General features: G+C 62.6%; 19 protein-coding genes. 11 read left to right on the forward strand and 8 right to left on the reverse strand.

All coding sequences use genetic code 11. The features are described 5' to 3' along the window. From AYK65_RS08480 to AYK65_RS08490, 3 genes are all read left to right on the forward strand, one after another. A partial coding sequence (locus tag AYK65_RS08480; RefSeq protein ID WP_244559959.1) for a PfkB family carbohydrate kinase occupies window positions 1-295 on the forward strand: 295 nt, incomplete at its 5' end. A 135-nt stretch (window positions 296-430) separates the two neighbouring features. Continuing rightward, window positions 431-1,360, forward strand: coding sequence for a pseudouridine-5'-phosphate glycosidase (locus AYK65_RS08485; protein WP_026613976.1), 930 nt, complete (start codon window positions 431-433; stop codon window positions 1,358-1,360). 235 nt (window positions 1,361-1,595) lie between these two features. After that, a complete protein-coding gene (locus AYK65_RS08490; protein WP_081158173.1) occupies window positions 1,596-1,997 on the forward strand; it encodes a VOC family protein in 402 nt (133 codons plus the stop codon). A gap of 112 nt (window positions 1,998-2,109) precedes the next feature. Here the strand turns inward: AYK65_RS08490 and cckA are convergent, their stop codons facing one another. Continuing rightward, entirely contained in the window at window positions 2,110-4,725 is a 2,616-nt protein-coding gene (gene cckA, locus AYK65_RS08495) for a cell cycle histidine kinase CckA (protein ID WP_081158174.1), read from the reverse strand. A 376-nt stretch (window positions 4,726-5,101) separates the two neighbouring features. On the opposite strand from cckA, the gene AYK65_RS08500 reads away from it, so the two are divergent. Continuing rightward, window positions 5,102-6,076: a flagellar biosynthetic protein FliO gene (locus AYK65_RS08500; protein WP_081158175.1), complete on the forward strand. Its 975-nt coding sequence runs from the start codon at window positions 5,102-5,104 to the stop codon at window positions 6,074-6,076. Window positions 6,077-6,193: 117 nt separating this feature from the next. Here AYK65_RS08500 and dksA read toward each other — a convergent pair whose 3' ends face one another. Then, entirely contained in the window at window positions 6,194-6,613 is a 420-nt protein-coding gene (gene dksA, locus AYK65_RS08505) for an RNA polymerase-binding protein DksA (RefSeq protein WP_026613972.1), read from the reverse strand. 398 nt (window positions 6,614-7,011) lie between these two features. Between dksA and AYK65_RS08510 the strand changes: the two genes are divergently transcribed. From AYK65_RS08510 to AYK65_RS08525, 4 genes are all read left to right on the forward strand, one after another. After that, window positions 7,012-7,548, forward strand: coding sequence for a SixA phosphatase family protein (locus tag AYK65_RS08510; protein WP_046120892.1), 537 nt, complete (start codon window positions 7,012-7,014; stop codon window positions 7,546-7,548). A 176-nt stretch (window positions 7,549-7,724) separates the two neighbouring features. Further along, complete coding sequence (locus AYK65_RS08515; RefSeq protein WP_081158176.1) at window positions 7,725-9,221, forward strand: YcjX family GTP-binding protein; 1,497 nt, start codon at window positions 7,725-7,727, stop codon at window positions 9,219-9,221. Further along, a complete protein-coding gene (locus tag AYK65_RS08520) occupies window positions 9,218-10,297 on the forward strand; it encodes a YcjF family protein (RefSeq protein ID WP_026613969.1) in 1,080 nt (359 codons plus the stop codon). The genes AYK65_RS08515 and AYK65_RS08520 overlap by 4 nt, the downstream gene beginning before the upstream one ends. Window positions 10,298-10,443: 146 nt before the next feature. Next, window positions 10,444-10,995 (forward strand): hypothetical protein, encoded by a 552-nt coding sequence (locus AYK65_RS08525; RefSeq protein ID WP_026613968.1) that lies wholly within the window; start codon window positions 10,444-10,446, stop codon window positions 10,993-10,995. A gap of 73 nt (window positions 10,996-11,068) precedes the next feature. Here AYK65_RS08525 and folK read toward each other — a convergent pair whose 3' ends face one another. From folK to folP, 3 genes are read right to left on the reverse strand one after another with little or no spacing between them, the layout of a single operon-like run. Further along, the gene (gene folK, locus AYK65_RS08530; protein ID WP_026613967.1) at window positions 11,069-11,593 is read right to left on the reverse strand and encodes a 2-amino-4-hydroxy-6-hydroxymethyldihydropteridine diphosphokinase; all 525 of its coding nucleotides are present in this window, start codon (window positions 11,591-11,593) and stop codon (window positions 11,069-11,071) included. Further along, complete coding sequence (gene folB / locus AYK65_RS08535; protein ID WP_026613966.1) at window positions 11,580-11,951, reverse strand: dihydroneopterin aldolase; 372 nt, start codon at window positions 11,949-11,951, stop codon at window positions 11,580-11,582. Before folB ends, folK begins: the two co-directional genes overlap by 14 nt. Continuing rightward, on the reverse strand, window positions 11,948-12,817 hold the full coding sequence (gene folP / locus AYK65_RS08540; RefSeq protein WP_026613965.1) for a dihydropteroate synthase: 870 nt from the start codon (window positions 12,815-12,817) through the stop codon (window positions 11,948-11,950). Before folP ends, folB begins: the two co-directional genes overlap by 4 nt. Window positions 12,818-13,020: 203 nt before the next feature. Between folP and AYK65_RS08545 the strand changes: the two genes are divergently transcribed. After that, window positions 13,021-13,650, forward strand: coding sequence for a DUF922 domain-containing Zn-dependent protease (locus tag AYK65_RS08545; protein WP_026613964.1), 630 nt, complete (start codon window positions 13,021-13,023; stop codon window positions 13,648-13,650). Window positions 13,651-14,081: 431 nt separating this feature from the next. On the opposite strand, the gene AYK65_RS08550 is transcribed toward AYK65_RS08545, so the two are convergent. Continuing rightward, window positions 14,082-14,402 (reverse strand): 2Fe-2S iron-sulfur cluster-binding protein, encoded by a 321-nt coding sequence (locus AYK65_RS08550; RefSeq protein WP_026613963.1) that lies wholly within the window; start codon window positions 14,400-14,402, stop codon window positions 14,082-14,084. 193 nt (window positions 14,403-14,595) lie between these two features. Continuing rightward, complete coding sequence (locus AYK65_RS08555; RefSeq protein ID WP_026613962.1) at window positions 14,596-14,964, reverse strand: Hpt domain-containing protein; 369 nt, start codon at window positions 14,962-14,964, stop codon at window positions 14,596-14,598. Between the two features lie 499 nt (window positions 14,965-15,463). Here AYK65_RS08555 and AYK65_RS08560 point away from each other — a divergent pair, with 499 nt between their 5' ends. Beyond that, on the forward strand, window positions 15,464-21,724 hold the full coding sequence (locus AYK65_RS08560) for an apolipoprotein A-IV repeat region-like domain-containing protein (RefSeq protein ID WP_081158177.1): 6,261 nt from the start codon (window positions 15,464-15,466) through the stop codon (window positions 21,722-21,724). 438 nt (window positions 21,725-22,162) lie between these two features. Further along, entirely contained in the window at window positions 22,163-22,585 is a 423-nt protein-coding gene (locus AYK65_RS08565) for a VOC family protein (protein ID WP_046121032.1), read from the forward strand. A gap of 139 nt (window positions 22,586-22,724) precedes the next feature. Here the strand turns inward: AYK65_RS08565 and AYK65_RS08570 are convergent, their stop codons facing one another. Next, window positions 22,725-23,597 carry a cytochrome c1 gene (locus AYK65_RS08570; protein ID WP_026613959.1) on the reverse strand — a complete coding sequence of 291 codons (873 nt, stop codon included), beginning with the start codon at window positions 23,595-23,597 and terminating at the stop codon, window positions 22,725-22,727. Window positions 23,598-23,609 lie beyond the last annotated feature (12 nt).

The following is a 23,609-nucleotide window of genomic DNA, read 5'->3' on the forward strand; positions in this document are numbered from 1 at the left end:
CGGCGTCGTCACCCGCGGCGGGCGGGCTGCGGTCGCCTTCGATCGCCACGGCGCCTGCGTCGCCGTGCCACCCGCCCTTCCCTCACTTGCCGACGTCACCGGCGCCGGGGACGCGCTGGCTTCAGGCTTCCTCGCCGCTCGGCTTGCTGGCTTCGATCTTGCCGGATGCCTGCGGCACGGCATTGCTGCGGCCATCATAACGCTCCGTTCGCCTTTCGCCGCGTCGGAAGAAATGTCGGCGGAGGCCATCGAACAGGCACTCGCCCTTGTGCCGGCACCGGAAATGCTGTCATGAGATTGGCAGCCGAAAGCAAGGCGGGGCGAGAAGCAGCAGGGTTTCCGTCTTTGCCCGCTCCCGTCTTTTCAGAAGCAATCACGACGGCCTTGATCGAATCGAAGCAAAAATCATCGTCACCCAAGGGAAAAGATCATGACCAAACCCGCCTCGCCATCGCTGCCGATGGAATATTCCGATGAAGTCGCGGCCGCCAAGGCGCGCGGTGCGCCGATCGTTGCGCTTGAATCGACGATCATCACCCACGGAATGCCCTACCCCGGCAATCTCAACATGGCCCGCAGCGTCGAGACGATCATTCGCGAGCAGGGCGCGGTCCCCGCGACCATTGCGGTCATTCACGGTGTTCTGCATATCGGCCTCGATGAGGCGAAACTAGAGGCGCTGGCGAAGACGCAAGGCGCGATGAAGCTTTCGCGCGCCGATCTCGCCTACGCGATCGCCGAGCGCCGCACGGGCGCCACGACCGTCGCCGCGACGATGATCGCCGCCGCCCGCGCCGGCATCGACGTTTTCGCGACCGGCGGCATCGGCGGCGTCCATCGCGGGGCGGAAGAGAGCTTCGACATCTCGGCCGATCTCGATGAACTCGCCCGCACCGGCGTCATCGTCGTCTGCGCTGGCGCCAAGGCCATTCTGGACATTCCGAAAACGCTCGAAGTGCTCGAAACCCGCGGCGTGCCGGTCGTGACCTATGACAGCGAAATCTTCCCTGCCTTCTGGTCGCGCGATTCCGGCATCAAGAGCCCGCTGATGCTGAACAGCCCGGCGGCGATCGCCAATTTCCAGCGGATGCGCGATCTCCTCGGCATCGACGGCGGCATGCTCGTCGCCAACCCGGTTCCAGAGGAAAGCGAAATCCCGCGCGAGGAAATGGAAATCTACATTACCCGGGCGCTCGACAATGCCGCAAGCGACGGCATTTCCGGCAAAGCGGTCACGCCCTATCTGCTCGACAACCTCTACCACATGACAGAGGGCCGCAGCCTTGAAACCAATATCGCCCTTGTCGAGAACAATGCGCGCCTCGCAGCCGAAATCGCAGTAGCGCTCGCGGCGAAATAACGCTGCGATGCAAAGGTGGTCTCGGCACGTAGACCACCACTAACTGTAACCGAGCTGTGGAATTAAGGGATGTTGAATCGCTTGCAACACGCGTTGTGAGCGGTTCCTTGCCGAAAGCGCCTTCGTGAAGCATTCTCATTGCAGAATATCCATTTTCGTGACTTCGTAAGCGGCAAAAACCGTCGCCTTGTCGGACGTTCGCGACAACGGCTTTGAACTTCACGGGAGGAATTCGATGCGTTTTATCAATCCTATCCCGTTCGTCCACGACATCAATCACTCTAAGGAATTTTACGAGAAGAGACTTGGGCTGAAAATATTAGAGGATTTCGGAAACTTCGTTCTTTTCGAGGCTGGCTTTGCGCTTCACGAAGGAACTTCACTTGAACAAACAATTTGGCGGAAAGCATTTATCAGGAAAGAACCCTATGGGCGAAGAAATTTGCTGTTGTATTTTGAGCATGAAGATCTTGACGCGGCGTTCGAAAACATTGCGCCACACGTGCAGCTGATCCATCCTATTGAGCGGCAAGCATGGGGACAGCGCGTATTCCGTTTTTATGATCCAGACAGACACGCAATAGAGATTGGAGAGCCACAAACCCTCAGGCCTCTTGGCAATTCGCATAAATCCTAAGGTTTGCGACGCCCCTTAAGAGGAATTTCGGTCGAAGAACCAGCGCATAACTTCAACTTTTTGCCACCCACTTCTGCGACAGCAAGCATTCCACTGCAAAAGCAGAAGCTCGTTAGGAATCGAGCATCTCGCGGACCGCGACGGCCAGTTGCTTCAGCGAGAACGGCTTTGGCAGGAAGCCGAACTTGGCGTCGGCGGGCAGGTTGCGAGCAAAGGCGTCTTCCGCATAACCGGACACGAAGATGAATTTCAGATCCGGGTATTTCTTGCGCAATTCGCGGAGCAGCGTCGGACCGTCCATTTCCGGCATCACGACATCCGAGACGACGATATCGACGGCGCCGTCGAGCTCGTCCATGATCTCGAGCGCTTCGACGCCCGACCCCGCCTCGTAGACCGTATAGCCACGCGTCTCCAGCATTCGCTTGCCGCCGCGGCGAACCGCCTCCTCGTCCTCGACCAGGAGGACCACCGCGGAGCCGCCGGTGAGATCGGCCGGCTCCGGCCGAGGCGCTGCCGCCGCCGGTGGCTCGCTTGGCGCCGGCGGGATCGCGGCGGAGGTTTCGTTGTGTGCCGCTTCCTCACGTGTGTCGGCCGCTTCGACATACCGCGGAAGCAGGATGCGGAAGGTCGTGCCTTTGCCGACTTCGGACTCCGGATAGATGTAACCGCCGGACTGCTTGACGATTCCGTAGACCATCGAAAGGCCGAGCCCTGTGCCCTTGCCGACCTCCTTCGTCGTGAAGAAGGGCTCGAAGATCTTGTCCATGATCTCCGGCGGAATCCCGGTACCCTCGTCCGCCACCTCGACCATGACGTAGTCGTCCTCCGGCAGCTCGCGCCGTCCGATTGCCGGCACTTCGCTTGCCGGCAGATTCCGCGTCCGGAGCGTGATGGTTCCGCCGCCTGGCATGGCATCGCGAGCATTGACGGCGAGGTTTAAAAGAACCTGCTCGAACTGGCCGAGATCCGTCTTCACCGGCCAGAGATCGCGACCGTAGTCCACTTCGACCTTGACGTTCGTGCCGGTCATGCGGTCGACGAGCATCCTGAGGTCGCCGATGACGTCGGTGAGGTTGAGCACGGTTGGCCGCATGGTCTGCTTGCGCGAAAAGGCGAGCAATTGCCGCACGAGAACGGCTGCGCGGTTGGCGTTGCGCTTGATCTCCATCAGATCCGCGAACGTCGCGTCCGCCGGCCGGGCCGACAGCAGGAGATGATCGGCTGAAAGCAAGATCGCCGTCAGCACATTGTTGAAATCATGCGCGATGCCGCCGGCAAGGGTTCCGACCGCGTTCATCTTCTGTGTTTGCGCCATCTGGTTTTCGAGCGCCTTCTGCTCGGTGATTTCCAGCGCATAGATGATCGCCGCTTCCTCGGGAGCTTGGTCGCTCTGGTCGATCACGGCGTTCACGTAGAAGCGGAAGTGACGCCCCTCATCCGTCGGATGCAGCGCGTCGATCGGGGCGATATCGCTCTGCCGGTCCTTGGCCGCGGCCAACGCCTCCTGCAGCCGGCCCTTCTCAGACGGGTGCACTACGGCCTCGATCAGGGCACCGCGCTCGACATCGTCCTGCGAAACGAGGCCGGCGAAAAGCTTCAGGAAGGGTGCGTTGGTCCTGAGAATCCGCCCGTTTCCGTCCACCGAGGCGATCGCCATAGGCGTGTTGTTGAAGAAGCGGGTGAAGCGCATGGCCGCATTCGAAGCCGACTGGTCGCCGTCGTCGCCTTCGCGCGACATCACGATCGTCCTGCTTTCTCCCGGCGCGCCGTCGCGCGTCGAGGAAACGCGATGGATCAGCCTGGCCGGGAGGCTCTGGCCGTTCATCTTGCGCAGATCGAGGTCCAGAACTTTTGTCTTCTTTAGGCCCGGTTCGGCCTGCACCGATTGCACGAGCGCCAGGCCCTCGCCCGCGACGAGGTCCGCGATGCTGATCGATCCCGGCTGGAACTTGGTGAGATCGATGCCCAGCCAATCGGCAAGTGTCGCGTTGATATAGAAGATCTCGCCCTTGCGCCCCGCGGAGAAAAAGCCCGCCGGTGCATGGTCGAGATAGTCGATCGCGTTCTGCAGCTCCTTGAAGAAGCGCTCCTGATCGTCGCGCTCCGCGGTGATGTCGGCGATCTGCCAGAGATAGAGCGGATTGCTGTCTGCATCCTCGAGCGGCAGCACGCGCGCCTTCAGACGAAACCAATGGGCGCCCGCACCGGCTCCCTTGCCGTTGGCGAGCGGTTTCAGCAGCCGGAATTCCTCGTGTCCCTGCTTGCCCTCGTGCAGCCCGTTGGTCAGGCGATAGATCGCCTCCGTCGCTTCGCGGTTCCGCGACAGGATGGTTTCGAGAGATTGTATGCCGGCTGCGCTCTTCGCGCCCGTCAGAGCGCCGTAAGCGGCATTCGCATAGATGATGCGGCCCTTGCGGTCGGTGACGATCGTCCCGTCTTCATGCGCGTCGAGGAAGGCACGGGCCAGTTCGTCAGGTCGTGACTGCGGCATCACCTCGATGAAACCGATGACCGACGAAACGAGGAAGAATATGCCGACCATGGCCAGCACGCCGAGAATGCCGAGGACGATTTCGTTCTCGAGCTGATTCTTGAAGACGACGAAAGCGGCGGCCGAAGCGGTGAGAACGATCGCCAGCAGGACGATCCTGAGGATCGTGCCCGGCCGCACGCCCCGGTCAACGACCGGCATCTGGTAGTCACCTGACTGCCGCAATTTCGTCATCGGGGTCCTCACCTGCTGCCGGGTCGGCGCCCTACCGGCACGATCCCGCACGCTTGCAACGCCGCCCATCCCTGCAGACGCACAAGGGCCGCTCTAATACTTTGAATTGCTGCATAAGTTATCCCTAAAACGGTTCCGGTTTAAGGAAACTATGCAGTGACCGGCATCCGATGACGTCGCCGCGAAATCGGTAGCCGCCTTCCCCGCGCTCCCGCCCATCGAACTGGAATCATCTTTAACAATCAGAGATAACAGCAAAAAGCGTCTCGGCGGAAGCGCCGCGGTCAATTCACAGGGAATGTCGGGCGGAAGCTTGTTCCGGCCCGAAAAAAGCCGTCAAATGCTGCCATCCGGGCGGCAGTAAGGAGTTCAGCCTATGATGGAAACGATCCTGGGGGACAACGGTAGCCGGTTCATCATCGCCGCCGGAGCAGTGGCCATTGGTCTCTTGTGCCTTGTGGCGGTGCTCTGGATCATGCGGAACAGGCCATCCTCTCCCTTCGTCCGTGGCGGCAAGAACAGGCAGCCGCGCCTTGCCGTGCTCGATGCTGCAGCAGTGGACACACGCCGACGGCTCGTGCTCGTGCGCCGCGACGATGTCGAACACTTGATCATGATCGGCGGCCCGACCGACGTCGTCATCGAGAGCCGCATTGTTTCGGAGGAGGCAGCCCCGGCATCGGCCGGCGTCCGCGTCGCGGCGGAACAACGGCCTGCCGATACCCCCACCGCGGCAGCCCGACCGGAGGCAAAGCCCCAGCCCGTTTCCTCTACCGCCCCCGCCGAGCTTGCAGCCGTCGAACCGGTTCGGCAAATGACACGGCCCGTCGAGCCTGTAAAAGCTCCGGTGCGCGCTGAGCCGGCACCGCCGGTGCGCGTTGCGGCCGATCAGTCCGAGACGGCTAGCTCGCCGCCGCAACAGCCAGCGGTCTCCAGACCGGCGCCGCTACCGTCTGACGCCCCGCCTGTGGCCACGGCCGTCGAGCCGGTGCGCCATGTTCTTACAGCCGCACGCGACCGAGTGCTTCCGTTGGTCCAGCCTGCAAGCGGAGACCGCTCAGTGCCACCTAACCCCGCTGAGCCCTTCAAGCCGGTACTGGCGCAGCCTGGGCCGACGCGGCCGGCCACACCGGATGCTGCCGAATTCGAGCGCATGCTCGATGCGGAAATCAGCGGAGATCTCCAACGCCTGACACCGACAGCCCCGCTGCGGCCGGAAAATCGTCCAGCGCAGGGCGGTCGCCAGGAGCCTATGCTCGGTGCCACACCGGAAGACCTCCGCAAGGAACCGACGATCGAGGAGGAGATGAACCGGATGTTGGCTGACATCTCCGCGGGCCGCAAACCGTGAAGGGAGAGTGCGGCGGTCTCGTCCCCGCACGAGCGGCTACGATCTATACGGCAAAACAAAAGAAAACGGCGCGGTTGAACCGCGCCGTTTGCTGTAGGTCAGGCAATCTTCCGCGACTTACTCGTCGCGGTAAACCTTCTCGCGCCGCTCATGGCGTTCCTGAGCCTCGATCGAAAGGGTCGCGATTGGCCGGGCGTCCAGGCGCTTGAGGCCGATCGGTTCCCCGGTTTCCTCGCAGTACCCGTAGGTGCCTTCGTCGAGGCGCTGCAGTGCGGCATCGATCTTGGCGATCAGCTTGCGCTGGCGATCCCGAGCGCGCAACTCGATTGCCCGGTCTGTTTCGGAGGAAGCGCGGTCCGCAAGATCAGGATGATTGGCGCTCTCCTCTGCCAAGTGATCCAGTGTCTCGCGGGCTTCGCGAAGGATATCGTTTTTCCAGGCATTCAACTTCGCACGAAAATATGCCCGATGGTTTGCATTCATGAATTCCTCGTCCTCGGAGAGGACATAGGTACTAAGATCGATCTTCTCACTCAACGCGATTCTCCTGAAGAACATCTCATTGCGGCGGTGTATAGACCTATGGAAGCTCTGATTCAAGCCTCGTAGACGGTGCTTACGCGGCAATTTAGCACTGCGCGGATTCCAGGCTAAACGGCTAATATTTCATCAAAATTACACACAAAGTCCTGGTCGGCGAGTTACCGCCGCAACTGCCGGCAGGAGCCGTCATTCAGCCGGTGCGCGAATTCGATCGCGGCCGGATTGCGACATTTGGTGTGCGCCGAGCGTCAGTTCAATAGCGCCAAAAACGCGGGACATGGCTTGATCTTTGCGTCGACCGGCGGGACAAGGGACCGAGCCGACGGGGGCGTTTGTGCTGCGGGCGCAGGCAGATGCCTCCATTCCCGGGAGTTTCAATACCGGACAGGTACATGCAAGATAGCGTCGTTCCAGCCTTCCGCCTCTTTCTCCTTCGTCATGCCCGTTCGGGCTGGGCCTTGCCGGGCCAGCGGGACTTTGACCGCACGCTCGACGGCATCGGTTATGTGGAGGCGGAACTTACCGCGCAGACCATTGCCGATCACGGGCTGCGACCGGACCTGATCCTGTGTTCCACAGCAACACGATGCCGCCAGACGGCAGAACCGCTCTATCGCACCCTCGGCGAGGACATCGACATCCGCTATCTCGACCCGCTCTATACAGGCCCCACGAGCGTCTACACCGAGCTTGTCGAGGCGTATGCGGACCGGTCCTCGCTGATGATCGTCGGGCACAATCCGATGGTCGAGGAACTGTTCTGGCAAATTCTCGATGGGACAACGGCTACAACGGCATTCGGCGATGGTTATCCGCCGGCCGGATTGGCGATCATCAACTTTTCGGCCCGCCCGACGGCCGGCTCCGTCTGGTCCGCCGCACTTGCGCAGTTGCTGGTACCGACCCTCGAGGACGCCGAAGGGCAATGACCCGGTATTTCGTCCGGTTCGAATCCGGCCCGAGGAGCCATCCAAGTTCCCTCGAATCGTTGCACCCACGGAAACATTTCCTATATCGCCCCCGAGCAACGTCGATGCCTGTAACCCGGCGGGGATATCGGCCATAACGCTGTATCGCTGAACGATTCCCGGAGGGACGAGAGAACTTGGCGCCCATGCTGACCAGCCTCAAGGACGACACGTTGATCGCGCTGGACAATCTTGCAGACCGAGCGGCCGGGCTCGTCCATCCCACCGTCAGGCTCGGCGTCACCGGTCTTTCGCGCGCCGGCAAGACCGTGTTCATCTCCTCGCTGGTGCACAACTTGTTGAACGGCGGGCGGCTGCCGCTGTTCGAGCCTATCCGCTCCGGCCGCGTTTCGAAAATCCGGCTGGAACCGCAGCCCGACGACGCCGTGCCGCGCTTCCAATACGAGGATCACATCGCCGCTCTCGTCCGTGACCGGGCATGGCCGGATTCGACGCGCGCCATTTCGCAATTGCGCATCACGCTCGACTACGAAAGCGCGAGCGGCTGGAATCGACTGTTCTCTCCTGGACGGCTGTCAATCGACATCGTCGACTATCCCGGCGAGTGGCTGCTCGACCTGCCGCTGCTCGCCCAGGACTTCCGGCAGTTCAGCGAAGCGACGGTGCGGCGAGCGCACGAAGGCACGCGTGCAGCCCTATCGCGCGAGTGGCTGGACCTTGCCGCCTCCATCGGCGCCGAAACGGCCGAGGACGAAGGTGCCGCGCGTCGGCTCGCCGAAAGCTTCACTGCCTATCTCAAGGCCTGCAAGGAAGACGACCGCTCGCTCTCGACTCTGCCGCCCGGCCGCTTTCTAATGCCAGGCGATCTCGAAGGTTCACCGGCGCTCACTTTCTCGCCGCTGCCCGACCTGCCGGCCGGACGGGCGCCCAAAGGCTCGCTTTGGGCGATGATGGAGCGGCGATACGAAGCTTACAAGACGCATGTAGTGAAGCCGTTCTTCCGCGAGCATTTCGCCCGCCTCGACCGCCAGATCGTGCTGGTCGATGCGTTGCAGGCGATCAATCGCGGGCCGGAGGCGCTTAGGGATCTGGAGCAGGCGCTCGCCGACGTGCTTGCCTGCTTTCGTCCCGGCGTCAATTCCTGGATTTCCTCTCTCCTTACGCGGCGGATCGACCGGGTGCTGATTGCCGCGACGAAAGCAGATCACCTGCATCATGAGAGCCATGACCGCCTCGAGCGGATCGCCGCTCGCCTGGTCAGCCGTGCAGCCGAACGCATCGGAATGAGCGGAGCCGGCCTCGAAGTCATGGCGCTGGCGTCGGTCAGGGCGACGCGGGAGGCGACGGTAAACCATGATGGGCACAGCCTGCCAGTCATCGTCGGAACGCCTATAGCCGGCGAGAAGATCAACGGCGAGATCTTCGATGGCGAAAAGAAAACCGCCATATTTCCCGGGGACTTACCGGAAAATCCCGATATTCTGTTTGAGGTTGCGGAGACCTCTCCCCGCCCCCGCGTCGCCACCGCGGCGGAGCCGTCAATGCCGGAGCTGAACTTCGTTCGCTTCCGGCCGCCGCATCTGGAGGAGACGCGCGGCGGGTTGAAACTCTCTGTACCGCATATCCGGCTCGACCGGGCCATGCAGTTCCTGCTCGGAGATCGCCTGGCATGAATGACGATTTCAAGGATCGCCGCCGCAAGCCCGCCGCCTTTCCGGTTACGCCGGAAGAACGCACCCCGCGTGCTGAACAACAACCGCGGCGCGCACCGGCAAGCTTCAGCGACAAGGTTGCCATGACGCCAGATGCGGAGGACCCGTTCATCGAGACGACTGCGGCGATCGAAGCGCTCGACTTGCCGGAAGCTCAGCCCCGCCGGCGGCGCCTCTCCTTCGGCAAGGTGGCCGCGGGCGCTTTCGGTATCCTCTTGTCGCTGGCGATCGGCCTCTGGATCGACCGCCTCGTGCGCGATCTATTTTCCCGCGCCGACTGGCTCGGCTACGCCGCCGTCGCGGTCGTGGCAATCGGCGCGGTTGCCTTCCTGATTGTCATTGCCCGCGAGCTCACCGGCATGATGCAACTGACGGCGATCCAGGCGCTGAAAGCGGACATCTTGGAAGCAGCCGGACCCGGAAAGACCAAGGCCGCGCGTGCCGCTACGTCAAGGCTCGTCCACTTGCTGGCCGCAAACCCACGTACCGCCAAGGGTCGGGCGCGGCTTGCGCAGACCGAAGGCGAGATCATCGACGGTCCGCACCTCCTCGAACTAACCGAACGCGAGTTGCTGGCGCCGCTCGACCGCGAAGCGCGCCGAATCATCCTCGCCGCGTCGAAGCGCGTGTCGATCGTCACCGCCGTCAGCCCGCGCGCACTCGTCGACCTCGGCTATGTGCTCTACGAATCCGCGCGCATGATCCGCGCGATGGCCGAGCTTTACGGCGGGCGCCCCGGCACGCTCGGCCTCTTGCGCCTGATGCGTGACGTCATCGCTCATCTGGCCGTAACCGGCTCCATCGCCGTCGGGGACAGCTTCATTCAGCAGGTCCTCGGCCACGGTCTCGCATCGAAGCTCTCGGCCCGCCTTGGCGAGGGCGTGATCAACGGCTTGATGACGGCGCGCATCGGGATTGCGGCGATGGATCTCTGCCGCCCCATGCCGTTCCGGGCACTGAAGCGCCCCGGTATCGGTGATTTTCTTGCCGATCTGACGCCGGGAGCAGCGAGAGCTGAAAGCTCGCTGGACGGCTGAGCACCATGATGGCGGGCCGCCTCAATTTCTGGCGAGCGGCCGAAGCCGTGAAGCGGTAATATATGAGCGGCGACGAAACCATCCATTAACCATTTTCGCGCAAATGTGATTACCAGATTTGCACGTTGACCCATCAAGGATCGTTCATGTTTTCGCGCCTTTCTTTGATTGCTCGCGGCGTTGCCGCTATCGCGCTTGTCGCTGCCCTCGGCGCCGCAACGCCGGCACTCTCCGGCGCCCGCGACAAGGCGTTCTTCGACAAGGTCGCCGGCCAGTGGAAGGGTCCAGGCGAGATCGTGGCCGGCAAGTACAAGGGCACGAAATTCACCTGCGACCTCACCGGCGAACCCATGTCCGGCGCACAAGCCGGATTGAAGCTTGACGGCTTCTGCCGCGTCGGCGTCTTCAAACAGCCGATGTCGGCGACGATCACGCAGAAAGGCAACAGCTATACCGGAAAGTTCCTCGACGGCGCCGACGGCAAGGGCCTCGACGTCGTGTCCGGCAATGTTGCCAAGGACAAGGTCGTGGTCGGCATCAACCGCAAGCAGCTCAACGGTGCGATGATCGCTCGCCTCCAGGACGAGGAAACCATGAACATCACCATCTCGGTGAAGGTCGAGGAGACGATGGTCCCTGTCATCGGCGTCAGCCTCAACCGGCAGATGGATACGATCGCGGTGGGCTCGATCAAGTAGCCGCGCTTTACAGAGAAATCGCAAGCCCGATTGAATGCCGGGCTTTTGCGGCGTTCGGAAGGGTAATTGCCGCTCAACCCTGCGCGCGCCACCAGTCAAGGTTCTCATCGGCAACATCGATCCCGGTGACATCCGCCTCGTTCAGCCACTCCCTGATCGTCCGCCCCCTAACGGAAAGGTCTGCGGCAAAATCCGCAAGAGGCATCAGCACGAAACCGCGCTCCGTCATGCGCGGATGCGGCAGATGCAGCGCGTCGCTGACAATACTCAGGTCATCGAAGGTCAGGAGATCAATGTCGATGGTGCGCGGCCCCCAGCGCTCCTTTCGCACGCGCTTCATAGCGCGCTCGATCTCGAGACAGGTTTCAAGAAGTGTCTCGGGGCCGAGTGTCGTCTCGACTTTCGCGCAGGCATTGAAGAACCAGTCCTGATCCGTCTTGCCCCATGGCGGCGTCCGATAAAGCCGCGAAACCGCCCTAACCCGGCAGTCCGGCCGCGCATCTAGTGCTCGCAAGGCTTCCGCCATAGCTCGGCGCGGTTCGCCGAGATTGCCGCCGAGGCCGAGTGTCGCGCTGCGCCAGCTCTTATTCGGCAACATGCTCGACCGTGACTTCCACGTAATCCAACACCCCGGGAACGGGTGCGTTCGGTTTGCGTATCGAGACCTTCGCCCGACGGATCTGACGGAAGCGCGCGCAAAGCGTCTTGGCGACCTCAAGCGCCAGTGCCTCGATCAGATATCGCCGGCGCCCGGTAACGATCCTCTCGATCTCGGCGAAAGCGATACCGTAATGCACGGTATCGTCGATGCAATCCTCGACCAGCGCGGTGCCCTGCTCCACTTCGAGCTCCGCATCCACGAAGAATCGCTGCCCGAGGAACTCTTCCTCGTCGAGCACGCCGTGGCGGGCAAAGAACGCGCAGTTCTTAAGGGTGATCGTGTAGGTCGCAGTCATGGCTTCATGTCCCGTCGGCTGTTCTTTGCAGTCAGCATAGCATCGGCCATCGCCAGCGCATCCCTGTTGATTGCGACATCATGTACCCGAAAAATCGCAGCGCCCTGAGCCCTGAGAAGCGCGGTCGTCGCCGCGGTGCCGACGTCTCGGGCCTGCGCTTCCCTCCCCGTCACCGCACCGACGAAGCGCTTGCGCGACGTTCCGACGAGGAGCGGCAGGGCAAATCGATGCAGTTCCTCGAAGCGCCCGATCAGTTCCAGGTTTTCATCCGTATCCTTGGCGAAGCCGAAGCCCGGATCGAGAACGATCTGCTCCCGCCGAACGCCGGCCTTGGCGGCGATCTCGAGCGACCGGTCGAGAAAATGGAATTGATCCTCTATGACATCGCCGAGTTTCTCGCGGCCTCGCCCCGTATGCATAATGCAGAGGCCCGCCCCCGTCTCGGCCGCGACGGAGGCAATTGCCGGTTCGCGCTGCAGGCCGTGCACATCATTGACGGTATGCGCCCCGGCCTCCACGGCAAGGCGCGCGGTGTCGGCACGATAGGTATCGATGGAGATGATCGCCTCGGTTTCACCGGCAAGAGCGGCGATGACGGGCATGACACGGGCTCGCTCCTCCTCGGCGCTTACCGGTTCAGCGTCCGGGCGGGTGGACTCGCCGCCTATATCGAGAATTTCCGCTCCCTCCTCGACGGCACGCAAAGCGGCTGCCACGGCGGCATCGGCGTCGGTAAAGCGCCCTCCATCGGAGAATGAATCCGGCGTGACATTGATGATTGCCATCAAAACGCCACGCGGACCCAGTTCGAGACTGCGTCCATGAGCCAATCGCCAACGGAAGGGCTGAAATGGAGTATATGTCATGGTCTTTCGATCCGCGGCTCCAACGGCATAGAGTTTCATCGACGGCGCATGCTGCAGGCAATTTCGTTTTGACGCAAAGCGTTATCGCCTTTTCCTCGTGCGATACACCAATTTTCGGACGGGAGTCCTAGCCGATTTGTGTTGCGCTGGCATTGGCTATGCCCCAAGCTTCTATGAAGTTCAACCGACGAGAATACGCAGCGATGCCCGGAATACACGCCCCGTTAAGAGCCGCCCTGATCGCATTGCTCGTTGGCCTTCCGCTTGGTGGCGCCTCGGGCGAAACGCTCATCAGCAAGAGCGTCTCCTACTTTTCGATCGGCGGACGCACGGCAGAAGAGCTCGACAAGGCGCTCTCGGTGTCCGGCCCCTTGATGAGGAGCACCGGCACACGCCATCCGGGCGCGACGCGCATCAAGTTCGGCGGCACCGTAACCTATGTCGGTCGCGAAGGGCGTTGCGCGGTCGGCACGGCGCGCGTCACGCTCAGCACACGCATTATCCTGCCGCGATGGAAGTACCGCAAACAGGCCGGACGCGACCTTGCCTTGGTCTGGGATACGCTCGCCAGCGACATCAAGCGCCATGAGGAGCGCCATGCGGAGATTGCCCGCATTCACGCGCGCCAGATGGAAAAGGCGCTACTCGCGTTGAAACCGGAAAACAATTGCGAGCGGATGCAGGCTCGCGTGGCCGAGGTGAGCGCGGAAGAGGTCGAGAGCCACGATAAGGATCAGGCACGCTTCGACCGTACCGAGGCAGCGAACTTCGATCGGCGCATGATTCGATTGCTGCAGCACCGGCTGGAAAGCCTAACGAAAGCCGGCCGTTAGCGAGCCACCTTCGCCGAAAGCGCCATACCCCCAAGAAATGGGTGATTATAGTTTCGCCCATCGAAGAAAAGCGCAAAAACCCACAGTATTTTATTGGCGGAATCTAACGATAGCGAGCGACGCCCGACTCAGCTATATTAATATCATGAAACGAGCGGAAGAACTGAAGTTCTACTGCTCGATGTGGGTAACGTTGAATTGCGGATCGACAGTAAGACTACGTGCTTTGCTGGCGGGCTGCTTGAGTTTGGCTCCGTTGTTTTCGGGTTTTGAAGCAAGATCCAGGCAATGAAGCAGCACAGGTTCTCCTGGCGTGTCTTGGTGCAACAGATGCTCCCTCCCTCATCTGTTTGCGATGCGCCCTCCTTGCCTCGCTAGTCGACCGACCGGCGAGGCATTTTTTTTCTAAATATTAAAGTGCCGAGCGCCGATCAGGCTTGGCGTTCGGGAACGTGAACGACCAAGCCGTCCAGGGCCTCAGACATCTTGATCTGACAGGAAAGCCGCGATGTCGGCCTTACGTCGTAGGCGAAATCCAGCATGTCCTCTTCCATCGCCTCCGGAGCGCCGACTTTCGCCGCCCAGTCCTCGTCGACATAGACATGACAGGTGGCACAGGCACAGGCGCCGCCGCATTCCGCTTCGATCCCCGGAACCGAATTGCGAACCGCATTCTCCATGACCGTGGAGCCGTTCTCGACATCGAGTTCGTGGCGCGTGCCGTCAAAGGCTACGATCGTTAGTTTTGTCATTTCTCTTTCCGGAACGAATTGATTGGGATCGGCCGCCTAGCGCAGGGGTTTGTCGAGGCAGGCGTCGCCGCGGCATTTGAAGTCAGGCACGTTCTTCCAACAAATCGGCCGGCCAGTCAACACGAGCCGGGCTTCGCCGCAGCCGGCGGTGGCGCGGCGGCAAGGCGTAGCGGACCTACGGCCGAGGCTGAAATCAACGGCAGAGTCTTAGGATGAAAAGCTCGGCATCGAGAACGGCGGCGGCAAGTCCGCTCCGCAGCATCGCATCCGTCGGTTGCTCTTCGATCGCGGCGGCGGCATTTGCGACATTGTCCGCGCCGACTGCAAGAGCCGCCCCCTTCAGCCGATGGGCGACTTGCCTGCAGCGGTCCGGGTCGCCGTCCGCCATCTCGCACATAGCCTGGCGTGCCTGCCGCGCGAAGAGCTGCAACACCTCGGTTTCGAGGCTCGCGTCTCCCATCGTCTGTTGGGCGAGACGGGCAAGATCAATGGGATTTCCGGCCGAAGAGGAAGAACTTGCGGGATTGTTAGGTGCTTGGAAGGCTATCGGCAGTGCCGCCATGGGCTCGTTTCCTTATCAGTGTCGCAGCGAGTGACCGCACCGTTTTCAAACAGTTATCGTCGGTGGGTGGCACTGCCATCGGCTTAAAAAGGCGGCACAATGAGACAGAAATTTGGGGAAATGGTTAATGGCCGTTAAACCGCGTGATTTCCTGGGCTTTTCCGGTCAGGAGACGGCTATTTGGTTAACAAATGATTAGGATTTTAGTGAATGCGGACCGCTCTTAATTGTAAGAACCCGGCTAATGTGTCACTACGATACGATTAGGAGCGGGCCTGCATATGAAATTGGCAACTGTTCTGGTGGATAAGCGGCGCGCGGCATCGCAAGGTGCAGGCGCGGCAGATCCATCGAGGCGATGAATGGGTGATCGGTCAGGGTATTGCGCAGATGGAATGCGTATGCCTTCCTGTCACCGCCCTGTCGAGGATGTCACGGCGCACCTTAATGGCGTCAGGAAGACGGCCATCAGCGGGCAATAGTAGTGAGGCGTATCCCTATGGCGACGAAGAAGAGCAACGAGTCGATCGACGAGAAAGCGTTTCAGGCGCTGGAAGCGGCCCTGAAGATCGACTTTGACGACCTGAAGTCGGCCTTGAACGACAAGACTTCCCTGGATGAGCCGGAGGAGCAAGTGTCCGAACCCGCGAAGCAGGCTACGGCGCCCGATCAGGCGCGCGCTGCAAGAGCACCGCAGGAAGCCGTGAAGTCGCGTGGGGGCGAAGCTCCGCGCAGCCTCGCTCCAGAGACCGCGCCGAAGCAGCCGCCGCTAGCACCCGCCAACGACGATATGCGCAGGTCCCCGGCAGCGATGCTCCGCTCCCTCGAAGTACGCTCCAGCCGGGCGGCGATCCGCGTCGCCGCGCTTGTGTCGCTCGCCTGGGCGGCCGCCGGTGTAGCTGTCGCCCACCTGCTCTACGCACCCGAGATCTGGCAGATCCGTTCGCTCGGCGATTTGGCGGCCATACCGGGCGCCATCGGCATACTGGTCGGCATCGCCCTGCCGATCATGCTCTTCTTCTCCTTCGCCATCATGATCGCGAGGGCGCAGGAACTGCGCAATGCGGCGCGTTCGATGGCCGAGGTCGCACTGCGTCTGGCGGAGCCGGAAACGGCGGCCGCGGACCGGGTGATGACCGTCGGCCAGGCGGTACGGCGCGAAGTCTCAGCAATGAACGAGGGCATCGAACGGACCATCGCTCGCGCAACCGAGCTTGAAGCGCTCGTCCATTCCGAAGTCAGTGCGCTCGAACGCAGTTACAGCGAAAACGAACTGCGAGTCCGCACGCTGCTGCAGGAACTCGGGCTCGAGCGCGAAGCGATCATCGGCCACTCTGAGCATATCCGTTCGACGATCGCCGGGGCGCACAGCAAGCTGAAGGACGATCTGGAACTCGCGAGCGAAGACATCGCCTCGCGCATCGCCGTGTCCGGTGAGGCCTTCGCGTCGCTGATTGACACGCGCGCGGCTGCGCTTTCCGAGAAATCGGACCATGCGCTGGAAACGCTGGGCACGATGCTGTCGACCCGCACCGATGCGCTGCTTTCCGGCCTGACGACCGCCGGCGTGGCGCTCAGCAATGAATTCGACGCGCGCCTCGACTCGCTCAGCGAAAACCTGACCAAACGCGGCGAGCAATTGCTCAACCAGTTCGAAACCCGCGCCTCGACCCTCGATGCAAATACCGAGAAGCTGAATGCCGCGCTCAACGAGCGCGCACGTCAGCTCAACGAGACGCTGATCGCCCGTACGCGTGACCTCAACGAGAGCCTGAGCGTGGGGCAGCAGGCAATCACCGGCGGCCTCGACGATATGCTCGCGACCCTCAATGCCGCTCTCGACGAGAAAGGCGCGAGCTTCCGCCAGAGCCTTAAGTCGAGCGCGGACGACGCGATCATGGACCTCGACCTCAGAGGCGGCTTCTTCGAGGAGAAGCTGCAGACGACGGTCGGCCAGCTGGCGACCGCTTTCGACGAGCGCTTCCACGAGTTCGCAAGCGCCTTCGACAAACGGGCGAGCCAGCTCGACACCAAGTTGATGGAAAGCTTGCACCGGATCAACGAGACCGTCTCCGGCGGCTCGGAGGCGATCGGCAGCGCGCTCGACAGCAGTGTCGAGAAGATCGGCTCTGCGCTTTCGGATCAGTCACTGACACTGGCGACGGCGCTCGGCGCGACGCAGGATTTCATTGAGGAAACGATCGGCGGCCGCACGACCGAGCTCAGCAATCTCATCGGCAGCGCCCATAGCCGTATCGAGGGCGTGCTCTCCGAGAAGACCGGCTCGCTGATGGGAGCCCTCACCGCAGCGCAGGAGCGCATCGAGAACGGCTTCGGCCAACGCGCCGATCGGCTCGCCGATGCGCTTGCAACCAGCGAGCAACGCCTGACCGAGGGTCTCGATTCGCGCACATCCGCCTTCATCGACGGCCTCCAATCCGCCCATCAGCGCATCGAGCAGACGCTCACGGGCTCGACCGACGAGATCACCAGCGCGATCGCGGCAAGCCAGCACCGCCTGGACAACACGCTCTCCGAACGCACCGCCGCCATCTCGACCGCCCTCGCCTCCGGCGCGAGCCTCATCGAAGGCGCCGTCAGCGGCACCGCGGATCGGCTCGAGCGCGTCCTTTCCGATCGCGGGCAAGCGATGTCGGTTGCGCTCAGCAACCAGGCAGATACTATAGACGACGTGCTGTCGCAGCGCGGTCAGGCGATTACCGAGGCGCTTGCAACCCAGACCTCGGCGCTCGACGGCGTGCTCGCCGAGCGCGCGGCGCAGATCGATTCAACCATCTCCACCCGCGCCAACGAGATGGCGGATTCGCTGAGCCGCCACGCCGAAGACGTCGCGGACAACTTGACATTCCGGGCCATGGCTATTGCCGAGACCATGACGGACCGGGTCGGCGACATCGAAAACAGGCTCTCGCAAAGCGTGTCCGAGGTCGCGGAGAACCTCGGCGGTCGCGTCAGCGACATCGCGGGCACCCTGACCGAGACCAGCGCGCGCATCGCGGAAGATCTGAGCAGCCGCGTCGGCAAGATTTCGGATGCCTTGACGGGAACGAGCGCCGAGATCGCCGAAGCACTCACCGCCCGGACAACCGAGGCAACCGCTTCCCTCGCCGGCAAGGCCGCCGAAATCGAACAGACCCTTTCCGGCAGGGCCGAGCATCTGCGCGATACGCTGGACAAGACGCATAGCGAAATCCGCTCGACGCTCGACAACCGTATCAGCGCGATCAATCTCGCCGTCGGCCAGGGCCGCGAACAGCTGGAAGAGCTGCTCTCCGACCAATCGATGGCGATAGCAACGACACTTGCGACCAGCGCGAGCATGCTCGAAATGTCCCTCGAGGAACGTCAGGCGTCGATCGCCGGCGTTATCGACCGCAGTGCCCAGGCGCTCGATGCGCTCACGACACGCACCTCGGAGGCAACCGCTTCTCTCGCCGACACCGCCGCGGACATCGAGCGGACCCTTTCCGGCAAGGCCGAACACCTGCGCGATGCGCTCAGCGAGACGCATGAGCAGATCCGCTCGACGATCGATGATCGGATCAACGCGATCAACCGCGCCGTCGGCCAGGGGCGCGAGCATTTGGAAGAACTGCTCTCGGACCAGTCGATGGCGATGGCAACGACGCTCGCGACCAGCGCAAGCATGCTGGAGATGTCGCTCGAAGAACGCCAGGCATCGATCGCCGGCGCGATCCATCGCAGTGCAGAGGCGCTCGAAGCTCGCATGCGTTCGACCACGGGCAACATAGCCGAACGGCTTGCCGAAACGGCCGATCAGATCAGTCTCGCGGCCGACACGCTCACCAATCGAGTCGACATCTCGATCGGCGGCATCAAGAGCCGCCTCGACGATACCGGTGCACGGGTCGAGTCGAGCCTCGGTTCGCTCGAAGACCGTATCCGTGACAGCGTCGGCACTGTCAGCGCGATCGTCGACGATACCGGCGCCCGGATCGAGACGACGCTTGGCTCCCTGGGGGATCGCATTCGCGATAGCGTCGGCAGCGTCAACGCCATCGTCGACAATGCCGGCCAGCGCATCGCCGACAGCCTCGGTGAGCACGCGGGCGAGATCGATCGGCTCAGCGAGGCGGCGGCGGCTCGGATATCGACCGCCATCGAAACAGGTGCCGGCCGGATCGAAGAGCGGCTCGGCACGATGGACCGCGCCCTCAACATCGGCCTCGAAAACGTCAACCGGACGATCGAGGGCAAGGCAGCGGCGCTCGTCACCAGCCTCCGCGGCGCCGTCAGCGATGCCGCCCAGGAGATCGACGCGGAAGCGGCGCGATCGGCCGACGTCCTTTCCAAGGCAGGTGTGGATTTTGCCAATGCGCTTGCCGCGCGGAATGCCGAGTTCGCGGCCTCGATCGAACAGACCGCATCGGCGACGGCCGCACGCCAGGCCGATCTCGCCCGCTCGGTCGCCGACGCTGCCGACACGGCCACCGCCCGCCTCGCCTCGACCCACAGCCGCGTTGCAAGTCACGCCGAGAGCATTCAGCAGAGCCTGAGCGATGCGGAAAAAGCGCTCGATGCGCGCGGCCAGTCGATCCGCAGCGTGCTCGACGAAAGCACCCGCGAACTCAATTCGATGCTTGCCGGCCGCTCGATGGAACTGTCGCGGCTCATCGACGAGCAAGCGCGCCCAGTCATCGAGCAATATGCTGCGACCGGCAAAGAGGCGGCCGAACGGATCGCCGCCCTCACGCAGGAAAGCGCCGATCGGCTGCGTGCTGAAAACGCCGCGCTCATCAATGCCATCACCGAGCGCACGGGCGAGACGCTCAATGCCATCTCGCTGCGCGCGGAAGAGACCGCGAAGGCCATGAAGATGGTCGAAAACCGGCTGCAATCCACGGCGATGGGCCTGATCGATCAGCTTGCCGCAAGCAACTCGGCGATCGCGAATGTCATCGACCAGGCGAGCGGCAATCTGGGCGACATGGATCAGCGCCTCGAAGCGACGGCGGCCAGGGTCTCGGAAACTGCACGTCAGGCCTCCGACATGCTCTCCACCTCGACGCGCCTCATCGAGGGCAAGGTCGACAAGCTGTCGGACATCGCCGGCTCCACTCTCTCGCAGATCGGCGGTATCGTCGGCCGTTTCGAAGATCATTCGAAGGTTCTCGGACAGGCATCGAACCTCCTCGCAGCCGCCCAGTCGAACCTGGTCAGCACGCTCGAAGAGCGACAGGATGCGCTTCGCACCCTTTCAGTCGGCCTCGTCCAGCGTTCGGAGGAAATCGAAAAGACCATGCGGGCGCTCGAGGGCTTCGTCGATGGCGCCTTCCAACGCGCCGAGGAACGTTCCGGCCAGGTTGCCGGCAATCTGCGCAGCGGCATCCAGGCCTCCTTCACCGATGTCGGCCGGCTGCTGTCGAGCACGGAGCAGCGTGCGGCGGAAGCTGCCGAAGCCATGCGCAATACGCTTGCGACGGCGGGCGATGAAGCTGCCGCCTCGGTCGAGGGCGTCTTCTCGCGTGCCGAGGAGCGCTCGCGCCAGATCGCCGATACGTTGCGCTCCGGTGTCGAAACCTCCTTTACGGACGTCAACAAGACGCTTTCGCAGGTCGAAGGACGTGCGCTCAGCGCCTCCGAGGCTCTGCGCCAGGCAGTCGCCAAGGCAGGCGAGGAAGCCGGCCAGGCGCTCGAGGGAGCTCTGGCCACTGCGGAGGAACGCGCCAAAGAGGCAGCGTCGCGGCTGCGTGGCAGCATCGGCGCCTCTGTCTCCGATGTCGAGCGCATGCTCGCGGAGAGCGGCAAGAAGTCGGATGGCGTTGCAACGCAGTTGCGCGACGCCGTTCGTCAGGCGATCGACGAGGCGATCAGCCGGTTCAGCGGCGCGACCGATGACATACGTCGCTCGGCAGGCGAGATCCGCAAAGAACTCGACATGACCCGCGACGAGCTGAAGCGCGGCGCCTTCGATCTTCCGGAAGAAGCCAAGGAGAACGCAGCACTGATGCGTCGTGCCGTCGGCGAGCAGATCAAGGCACTGCAGGAGCTCTCCGAAATCATCGGCAAGTCTTCGACGCAGCTCGAGATCGCCCAGCCGGTTCGCCAGCAGGCCGCCGCTGCCCGCGCCGTTCAACAGCCCGTCGCGCCGCAGCAGGCCGCGATCCAGCACCAGCCCCAGATCCAGCAGCCGACCCCGGCCCAGACGCCCGCCCCGGCGACCGCTCTGCGCGGGAGCCTGGGTATGGAGCAGGCAACGCGCCCGCTGCAGCCAGCCCGACCGCCGTCTGCGGAGGAACGCGTTGAGGAAGGCGGCGGATGGATGCGTGATCTGCTGCGCGCCGCCTCGCGCGAGGAAGAGCCTGCAGTTGCCCGGCCGCGGCCGGCCGAAAGCCAGCCGGTCGCGCGGGCCGGAGACAGCCGCAACCCGCGCCATGTCGTCGAATCGCTAAATTCGCTCTCCGTGGACATCGCCCGGGCGATCGACCACGACGCCTCGGTGGAACTGTGGCGGCGATATCAGCGCGGCGAACGGGATGTGTTCACCCGGCGTCTGTACACGCTCAAAGGGCAACAGACATTCGACGAGATCAAGCGGAAGTACGATCGCGAACCGGAGTTCCGCACGGCTGTCGACCGCTACATCGCCGATTTCGAAAAGCTGCTGGCAGATGTCGCACGCAACGATCCGGACAAGCGCATCACTCAGACCTACCTGACGTCCGATACGGGCAAGGTCTATACGATGCTCGCCCACGCAGCAGGGCGCTTTAGCTGATCGCCACTGAGATCGGCAGTTGCAACGGCCTCGTCGAAAGACGGGCCGTTCTTGCATTCGATGCCGACGCATATCGTGGATGCAGCACCAGCCAACTGAATCGGCTGCAGCGAAGCGCCAACGGGTGAAAACCAGGACTATTAGCGGTAATCTGAAAAGCGGAGCGGCTTGACCGCGGCGCTGGCCTCCCTCGGGCCTAATCGAGCGCGTCGCATCGGTTGGAGCCATCTCTGTTTGCATGCATGTCGTTATCCCGACCGTTTCGTGCTTTCGGCGGGGTGCAGTGATTGCATGCGGTGGGAACCGCACGCGCCCGGCCGGCTTCGGCCGTCGCGTCGTTGAGAGGTGATTGAGCCGCCGAACAAATATGAGACTGCTGCGCTGCTCTTCGGAACACTTGCCGGCGGTTACAGTTCGCAGCAGGTCTGGAGGCGCGATATGAAACCCCGAATAAAAGTCCTGACACTAGCCGTGAACGACCTTGAGAGGTCCCTTGCCTTCTACCGCGACGGCCTCGGGCTGCCGACGAAAGGCATCATCGGCCAGGAGTATGAAGACGGCGCTGTCGTCTTCTTCAACATGGGAGATGAGCTGATATTGGCGCTCTTCCCCGCAACGTCGCTCTCCAAGGATGCGGGGATCGCTGCCACCGAGACGCGGCTCGGCGCCGTATCGATCGGCCACGTCGTCAACTCGAAGGAGGAGGTCGATGCGGTCATGACGCAGGCGGCAGGCGCCGGCGCCGTTATTACGGAACCCGCGCGCGATCGTTTCTGGGGTGGCTATTCCGGCTATTTCCACGACCCGGACGGGCATCTTTGGGAGATCGCCTGGAACCCTGAATGGGTTGTCGAAGATTGACAACCAAACAGCACCGCATTTCACGTCCGACGCGCAAAGTTCACGATTGCTGCTGCAGGATGGCCGGACTGAGCGCACAAAAAAGCCCCGGTCGAAACCGGGGCTTTGTCCGTGAACGGATCGGCATTGCCGTCTCCGATCAATGTACCTTGCTCGCGTAGACCGACTTCTTCGTCAGATAGATGAGGCCGGTGAAGATGAGCAGGAACACCATGACCATGAAGCCGGTGCGCTTGCGATCCTCGAGGTGAGGCTCTGCGGCCCACATCAGGAAGGCCGAGACGTCTTTGGCGTATTGATCGACGGTCTGCGGCGCGCCGTCGTCATAGCTGACCTGCCCGTCGGAGAGTGGCGGCGCCATGGCGAGCGCCGCGGCGCCGGCGAAGTACGGATTGTAATGCGTACCTTCGGCGACCTCGACACCTTGCGGCGGTTCCTGGTAACCGGTCAGCAGCGCATGGATGTAGTCCGGGCCGCCTTCCTGATAGGGCCAGAAGATGTCGAAGACGAACTGCGGGAACCCGCGTTCGATGCCGCGCGCCTTCGCGATCAGCGAGAAGTCCGGCGGTGCGGCGCCATTGTTTGCCGCAGCCGCCGCTTCCTTGTTCGGGAAGGGAGACGGGAAATAGTCGGACGGAATTGCCTTGCGGCTGAACATCTCGCCATCGGCGTTCGGTCCATCCTGCACTTCGTAATTCGCCGCAAATGCCTTCACCTGGGCCTCGGAATAGCCGAGGTCCTGGAGCGTGCGGAATGGGACGAGGCTCATCGAATGGCAGGCGGAACAGACTTCGGTGTAGACCTTGAGGCCCCGCTGCAACTGGCCCTTGTCGTAATGACCGAACAGACCGGCAAAGGTCCAATCCTGCTGCTCCGGCTTGTGGATCGGATAGTGGGGCGTGCCGCCTTCAGCGTGCCCCTCGCCGCCCGCCTCATCCTGGGCAATCGCCGCTCCGAGCCCGAGACCGGCAACGACAGCGAGTGACAGAATGCCTGTAACAAGCTTTTTCATTGTTGTGAGTTC

It is taken from the genome of Ensifer aridi (assembly GCF_002078505.1).
Classification (GTDB): domain Bacteria; phylum Pseudomonadota; class Alphaproteobacteria; order Rhizobiales; family Rhizobiaceae; genus Sinorhizobium; species Sinorhizobium aridi.

Excerpts from the sequence above, each read along its gene's own strand:
- AYK65_RS08520 (WP_026613969.1), top strand. The coding sequence starts at position 9,218 with ATGAATGACGATTTCAAGGATCGCCGCCGCAAGCCCGCCGCCTTTCCG.
- AYK65_RS08525 (WP_026613968.1), top strand. The coding sequence starts at position 10,444 with ATGTTTTCGCGCCTTTCTTTGATTGCTCGCGGCGTTGCCGCTATCGCG.
- AYK65_RS08560 (WP_081158177.1), top strand. The coding sequence starts at position 15,464 with ATGGCGACGAAGAAGAGCAACGAGTCGATCGACGAGAAAGCGTTTCAG.
- folB (WP_026613966.1), bottom strand. The coding sequence starts at position 11,951 with ATGACTGCGACCTACACGATCACCCTTAAGAACTGCGCGTTCTTTGCC.
- cckA (WP_081158174.1), bottom strand. The coding sequence starts at position 4,725 with ATGACGAAATTGCGGCAGTCAGGTGACTACCAGATGCCGGTCGTTGAC.
- AYK65_RS08570 (WP_026613959.1), bottom strand. The coding sequence starts at position 23,597 with ATGAAAAAGCTTGTTACAGGCATTCTGTCACTCGCTGTCGTTGCCGGT.
- AYK65_RS08550 (WP_026613963.1), bottom strand. The coding sequence starts at position 14,402 with ATGACAAAACTAACGATCGTAGCCTTTGACGGCACGCGCCACGAACTC.
- AYK65_RS08490 (WP_081158173.1), top strand. The coding sequence starts at position 1,596 with ATGCGTTTTATCAATCCTATCCCGTTCGTCCACGACATCAATCACTCT.
- AYK65_RS08545 (WP_026613964.1), top strand. The coding sequence starts at position 13,021 with ATGCCCGGAATACACGCCCCGTTAAGAGCCGCCCTGATCGCATTGCTC.
- AYK65_RS08510 (WP_046120892.1), top strand. The coding sequence starts at position 7,012 with ATGCAAGATAGCGTCGTTCCAGCCTTCCGCCTCTTTCTCCTTCGTCAT.
- folK (WP_026613967.1), bottom strand. The coding sequence starts at position 11,593 with ATGTTGCCGAATAAGAGCTGGCGCAGCGCGACACTCGGCCTCGGCGGC.
- AYK65_RS08555 (WP_026613962.1), bottom strand. The coding sequence starts at position 14,964 with ATGGCGGCACTGCCGATAGCCTTCCAAGCACCTAACAATCCCGCAAGT.
- folP (WP_026613965.1), bottom strand. The coding sequence starts at position 12,817 with ATGACATATACTCCATTTCAGCCCTTCCGTTGGCGATTGGCTCATGGA.
- AYK65_RS08485 (WP_026613976.1), top strand. The coding sequence starts at position 431 with ATGACCAAACCCGCCTCGCCATCGCTGCCGATGGAATATTCCGATGAA.
- AYK65_RS08500 (WP_081158175.1), top strand. The coding sequence starts at position 5,102 with ATGATGGAAACGATCCTGGGGGACAACGGTAGCCGGTTCATCATCGCC.
- AYK65_RS08565 (WP_046121032.1), top strand. The coding sequence starts at position 22,163 with ATGAAACCCCGAATAAAAGTCCTGACACTAGCCGTGAACGACCTTGAG.